The sequence below is a fragment of the Pirellulales bacterium genome (assembly GCA_036267355.1).
Classification (GTDB): Bacteria; Planctomycetota; Planctomycetia; order Pirellulales; family DATAWG01; genus DATAWG01.
The window spans coordinates 1-5,881 of record DATAWG010000045.1 but is presented as its reverse complement, the minus strand read 5'-3'; the positions used below and the strand labels follow the sequence as shown (position 1 = coordinate 5,881).

8 protein-coding genes are annotated in these 5,881 nt (G+C 59.2%); 5 read left to right on the top strand and 3 right to left on the bottom strand.

Annotated features, from left to right (window positions below; translation table 11 throughout):
* From VHX65_07800 to VHX65_07785, 4 genes are all read left to right on the top strand, one after another.
* A partial coding sequence (locus tag VHX65_07800) for an ISAs1 family transposase (protein HEX3998436.1) occupies positions 1-120 on the top strand: 120 nt, incomplete at its 5' end.
* A 753-nt stretch (positions 121-873) separates the two neighbouring features.
* Complete coding sequence (locus VHX65_07795; protein ID HEX3998435.1) at positions 874-1,278, top strand: hypothetical protein; 405 nt, start codon at positions 874-876, stop codon at positions 1,276-1,278.
* Positions 1,279-1,317: 39 nt separating this feature from the next.
* Positions 1,318-1,737, top strand: a complete 420-nt coding sequence (locus VHX65_07790) for a hypothetical protein (protein HEX3998434.1) — start codon at positions 1,318-1,320, stop codon at positions 1,735-1,737.
* A gap of 50 nt (positions 1,738-1,787) precedes the next feature.
* Complete coding sequence (locus tag VHX65_07785; GenBank protein HEX3998433.1) at positions 1,788-2,297, top strand: ferritin-like domain-containing protein; 510 nt, start codon at positions 1,788-1,790, stop codon at positions 2,295-2,297.
* Between the two features lie 148 nt (positions 2,298-2,445).
* Here VHX65_07785 and VHX65_07780 read toward each other — a convergent pair whose 3' ends face one another.
* Together VHX65_07780 and VHX65_07775 are read right to left on the bottom strand one after the other, a co-directional pair.
* Entirely contained in the window at positions 2,446-4,242 is a 1,797-nt protein-coding gene (locus VHX65_07780; protein HEX3998432.1) for an Hsp70 family protein, read from the bottom strand.
* Positions 4,243-4,351: 109 nt separating this feature from the next.
* Complete coding sequence (locus VHX65_07775) at positions 4,352-4,918, bottom strand: DUF2760 domain-containing protein (protein ID HEX3998431.1); 567 nt, start codon at positions 4,916-4,918, stop codon at positions 4,352-4,354.
* 451 nt (positions 4,919-5,369) lie between these two features.
* On the opposite strand from VHX65_07775, the gene VHX65_07770 reads away from it, so the two are divergent.
* Entirely contained in the window at positions 5,370-5,576 is a 207-nt protein-coding gene (locus tag VHX65_07770) for a hypothetical protein (GenBank protein ID HEX3998430.1), read from the top strand.
* Between the two features lie 62 nt (positions 5,577-5,638).
* Here the strand turns inward: VHX65_07770 and VHX65_07765 are convergent.
* On the bottom strand, positions 5,639-5,881 hold a 243-nt coding region (locus VHX65_07765), incomplete at its 5' end, for a hypothetical protein (GenBank protein ID HEX3998429.1).

Sequence of the window (5,881 nt, the reverse complement as noted above, 5' to 3'; positions counted from 1 at the left end):
CTGCGTCGCACCGCGCTGAGCCTACTCAAGAACAATTCCAAAAAGCTGGGCGTCAAGAACAAACGCCTCAGCGCCGGCTGGAACGAGAACTACATGCTCGAAGTCCTACTCGGACCGTGAATTAACGTGCAATCGCCCTGCTCCCCGCCCCCGTCTTGTCCGCGCTTCCACTGTCTATCCATAGCAACGGTGTGGAGCAACTATCGGGCCAGTCACTCGCTGGTCGACATTCCCTAAGACTGAATTTGGTTACTGCATAATCAGTCCGGTTCGATGGAGTGCATATCGCTTCGTGCTTCAATCTTGGTCGGGGGACGCCGGGCGGCAATTTCCGGCTCGCAAGTTACATCCCTCGTCGCGGCACAGCCTTTGCTCGGAGCGCAATGTTGGCATCCCCGAAATTTCTTGGGGGTCGCCGGTTTCCGCAATCCAGCAGGAGGGTGTATCCCAATGCCAACGACCCAGCAGGCGACTTATCATTGTGAGAAGTGCGGCAAGACGACAAAGGCTCCCGCGGAGCAGCAAGCACCGAGTTGTTGTGGTAAGCCAATGAAGAAGCAGAACGCCTAGCGGCGAGACAGTTCGCTAGCGGGTTCTGGCGAAGGAACTTTTTGAAAAATCGACGCGGCCCTCGATCGATCGAGGGCCGCATTTTTTCGTTTTCCGCGCTTATTACGAACTCCTGGCACTTGTATTGCTCGTTTGTTCTAGCCATGAAAAGTGAGGCGGTTTCGAATGATTGACAACCGACACGCGACGCGACCCGCGGCAAATGCTACCCGGCCCGGCAACGGAACTGATTCGCCAAACGGCGGCCCAGCTTGGGAGAGCCATGAGCACACGGCCGAAATAACCCACAGCCAAGCCCAACAGTTGATTGAAAGCGCCGGAACGGCAGAGTTGGCAAAGCATGCCGTTGATGTCGCTGCACACCAAGCAGTCGACGAAGCCGGCGAAGCGAAAACAGGTGTTGCACGTTCCGATGACGAGACCCCATCGACCGACGCGCAGGCTCGATTGGCCCAGATGCTTGGATATGCAAGTTACCTCGACTTAATGGAATCCTCGAAATCGGCCGGCAGTTCTCGTCAACGAAACTGGCTGGTTACGGCCGATGTCGATGGCCATTGGGCCCTTTGGAACGACGCCGATCTCGAGGTGGTCGCCCGCTTCGAATCACACCAAGAAGCTGTGGAAGCGGCTGCGACGGCCATTCCGAAAGCAAATCCAAAAGCAAAATTGACTCCGAAATCGCCGTCCCAGTCGGCAGATCTTTAGTCGTCCGCTCCCAACCCAACGAATCACGAGGAGAGCATTATGGTCAGCAAGCCCATGCTGCAAGGCACGTGGAATGAAATCGTCGGCCGCCTGCACGCCAAGTGGGGGCAACTCAACCAAAACGATTTGGAACAGTTCAAAGGAAATGTCGAAGCGCTTGCAGGCTACATTCAGCGCCACACGGGCGAAGCGCGAGAATCGATCATGCAATTCCTTGATGGCTTGCTCGCGGATGGCAGGAGTAAGGGGGCCCAGGCTGCGGAAACAGTCCGCGATTATGCTTCGCAGGCCGCATCAAGCGCAAAACAAAGTTTCGCGGCGGTGGCCGATCGCGCTCGTCACGGATATGCCGACGCCGAGCATTTTGTGCAAAAGCGGCCAGGAACATCCGTCGGCGCGGTTTTTGCTGCAGGCGCCTTGATCGGATTTGTCGTCGCGATGCTCATTCGCGAAGGCTAAGGTGGTTCGATATTTTTCCCTTGGCAAAGTAACAACCAGGAGCGTGGATCATGCCAGCCCTAAAGTCGCTCGAAGACTTGTTCGTCCACGAGCTGAAAGATTTGCATAGCGCAGAACAACAATTGATCAAGGCGTTGCCGAGGATGGCGAAAGCCGCGTCATCCGAACATCTGCGCGCCGGTTTCGAGGAACATTTCGAACAAACCAAGACCCACGCCGAACGGCTCGAGAAAATCTTGGACGATTTGGGCCAAAGCCATCGCGGACCCAAATGCAAGGCCATGGAAGGGCTCGTTGAAGAGGGCAAGGACATGATCGACGAGGAAGCGCCTCCCGAGGTCAAAGACGCCGGTTTGATCGCTGCGGCGCAACGCGTTGAACACTACGAAATCGCCGGCTACGGCACCGCGTGCACCTTCGCCCAACTGCTCGGCCACAGCGACGCGGAAGAACTGTTGCAGAAAACGCTCGAAGAAGAAAAGGAAACCGACGAAAAGCTCACGGAATTGGCCAAGTCGGAAGTGAACGTGGCGGCGCAAACCGCAGATGGCGACGAGTAACCGGAACGGAAATTGATATCTAAGGTGGCAAGATCAATCGGAGGACGAGCCGGGTTTGATCGATCGGGACGAAGAGGAAAGTGGCCGATGGGCCGCGACGGGAGCAATCGCCAGAAATGCTCTCGCCGCGGCCTTTTTCTGTTCCCGTTCACTGTTCTTCGCTGCCGCGAACGCTGAATTCCAGTTTCCAGCGATGGTTTGAACTCGTGCTTACGCACCAGAGTTCGAATACGCCGAGCTCGGTGATGTGTGAATGAAAACGGACGGGCACGTACGAATCTTCCAGGTCCGCAACGGGCGGAAGCGTTGCTTCGAGCGAATCGGTCTCGGACAGTTCGTCCACTCCCCACGCTGCAAGCAAATCGCCCGGCTTGTCTTGCTTGCGAACCGCCGAACTGAAGAAACGAAAAAAGGCTTGCTCGCCGACCACAATGCCAATTTCACTGCCGGGGATGTCGAGCTCCGTTCCCTCCTCCATGCCGAACGGCACGACGCATAACGCCCTTAACGGTCGCACCGCTCCGGGAATTGCCAGTCCAGCCGTCTCGATGCCGACGTAATACGATCGAGCCGCGCCGCCGCGGATGCGAACGCCGCGTCCCTGCTTCGCCAGGCCGTAGTAGGCCGCCCCGCGCGCCACTGCCAGATCCAAGTCGCGATTGCCTTCCAGACTCTTCGGGGCAGCCTTAGCGCCAAACCAACTGCCGGCGACCTGCAGCAATCGCTCGCGCAGCATGTCAGCCTTGAACACGCCGCCATTGAACAAGATATAAGTCGGCCGGATCGGGCCGCTCTTCGCTTCGCCATGCGCCGTAAGAAACGCGGCCAGATGGCGCGTGATCGCCGTATCCGATTCGAACGGCAATCCCAGTTCGCGAAAACCGCTCGATCGACGCCGGGCGGGCTGATCGGTGAGCGCGCATTCCGGAAAGAAGCCATCCAGCAAAAACGCGGCGGCACTCTTGCGGTCCAAATCGACCGAAACCGTGCCGCCGATCAATTTGCTGCTGCGGCCGAGCACCGTGACGGGATGTTTTTTCGGGCCGCCTTCCGAAAAAAGCGTTTCCTTCGCCGTTCGGCAGGCATGCCATAGTGAAACCGATTGCCAAGGATCGAGCGTCGTTCCCTTTTCTTCGAACGCGGCGCTGAGCAGATGCGCCAGGGCGAGATCCATGTTGTCGCCGCCGACGAGGATGTGGTTGCCGACCGCAATCCGACGCAACGACAATTCGCCCTCTTCTTCGGTGACGCCGATCAACGTCAGATCGGTCGTGCCGCCGCCGACATCGCAAACCAAAAGCGTGTCGCCGACCTTTAATTCGCGCCGCCATCGCTCGCCGCGATCGGCCAGCCATGCGTAAACCGCCGCCTGTGGCTCTTCCAGAAGCACAAGATGATCCGGCAGGCCGGCCGTGATCGCGGCTTCGCGTGTCAGTTCGCGGCCGCTGGCGTCGAATGAAGCCGGCACGGTCAGCACGACATGCTGCTCGCGAACCGGCGCATCCGGAAACGCCGCTTCCCATGCGGCAACCAAGTGTTCGAGATACCGGCGCGATGCCGCCACAGGCGACGTCTTGGCCACCTCCGGCGGCGCTCCGAACGGCAAGATCGGCTGATGGCGATCAACATGACTGTAGCAAAGCCACGATTTCGCGGCGACAACCGTCCGCGTGGGCACCTCGGCCGCCTGCCGCCGCGCTAATTCGCCGACGGCGTAGTCGCATCCCTTTTCCCAGGGCAAGTCGTAGGCCCCGCTCGAGCGTTCGTGTTCCGCCGCAAGGTAGAGAAATGACGGCAGCGCCCGCCGAGGTTCGACGGTCGAGGGGCCGACCAATTGCGGAACGGACAGCGTCGCAACCGCCGCGTCGTCGATCCCCAGCGGCGCGTAGGCGAGCACGCTATTGGTCGTGCCCAGGTCGATGCCCAACACATACTTTGCAGCCATGCAGACGTTTACCTCAATTCCGCGGCGCCACTTCCATTCACAACACTGGGGATTGTCCCCATTTTTCGCAGTCTTCGGAGAAAAACGGGGACCGCCCCCCTCTGCCTCGCTATCTCAATTCAACTTCGGCGGGCGAGACAACCAACATCGATCGTTCGCTGCCGGTCCATTCCGGAAGATCGCATCGCAAGGCCTCCCAGCCGTGGTGGCAAAGCCGTCCGCGAAACGGAGGCTGTCCGGCAACATTTCCGACAAGTCGAATCCGCGCCGGATCGAATCCTTCGCGGATTTCGATTTCCGCTCCCTCGGCGGCCGATTCGATCGGCTTCAGCCCGAACAGCCGATCCAAGAGCGCGGCGCAATCGCGATGCACATCGCGCACTGCGGCGCCGATTTGCGCATCGCTGTAGCCGGCGATCGGCTCCTTGAAAAAGTCTACCAGCCGAGCTTCTCGTTGCATTGCGGCCAGCAGGTTGATTGCGTCGTTGCGTGCTGCCGCTTTGCGGGCCGGCTTCGGCGGCGCTTTGTCGGGGGGTTTTTCCGAGATCACCTGCGGGGACTGCGGCTCGACCATCTTTGCCGCACCCGCATCGAGCGCCCGCTCCACCTGCTCGGCGCGCACACGATTGAACAGCACGACGAAAAACGCACGAAACGCAATAACGATACGGTGCATGGGGGAAAGGCTTTGAGGCTTCGAGGCTTTGAGCATGCGTCGCCAGACTGTCCGCATTCGCGGAGAATCCGGCCAACGATTCAACGCCGTGCATGGTCGCAAAGTCCGCTGCAAAGTCAAGTCGAAGCAGGCGGAAGAAGGCTGCAAGGCTTAAGTCCGTGACGCTTTGAAGTACGACCGGATGCTAATATCACGCGGAGCCGCGGGAACGCGGAGGAGAAACGATCGCCGCCGCTTCGCCGTTTGCCCCGCGGCTACCAGTCAACGCCTTTAACATTCGGGTAGCTGGAAAGCGAGCCTCGTGACAGACCGCCGATGGGATATACTTAGAGGACATTCTTTGGACTCGACGTTGTGGAGCGATCGGCGGGGAACAAGTGATGATTGAGTATTGGCAAGTCCGGCGGGAAGGTGGACGCCGCGGGATTGTCGAAATCACTCTGGAGGCAACATGATTGCAAACGGTCTGCAGTTAAATGTCACGTTGGAACGAATCGCATGGTTTCAAAAACAGGTCGCCCACTTGCGAGCGACGGAGACAAACGCGACGAACTACACAGCGGCAGCGTCCGGTTTCTTAGCCGAAGTGGATCGCATGCAGCTCGAGGTGCGCGAAAACTTGAGCGTGCATCCAAGCGAATGGGCCGCAATTGTATAAACCGCAGCAGCGATCGCGATGCCTAAATTTCCGCGAATTACCGGCACTTTCCGGAATTGGCTTCATCCTACGCGCTGTCTGGTCGCAAACTGCAGCTTGCGAAACGCGACCGATCGGCCACGCGTCGGCTCCGAGAATAATTCACGCTGCGGTGACGACGATTTGGGATCGGCAGCCTGCTCGACGCCAAGTCGGCCCGCCTCATCCATGAGCCCCAGGTAGGCCACGGTGCGTTGCCTGGGGCCGCGCTCGGTGCGAAACGATTCGACCAAAGCCCAATACGCCTCGCGTTGGCCATGGCGTCG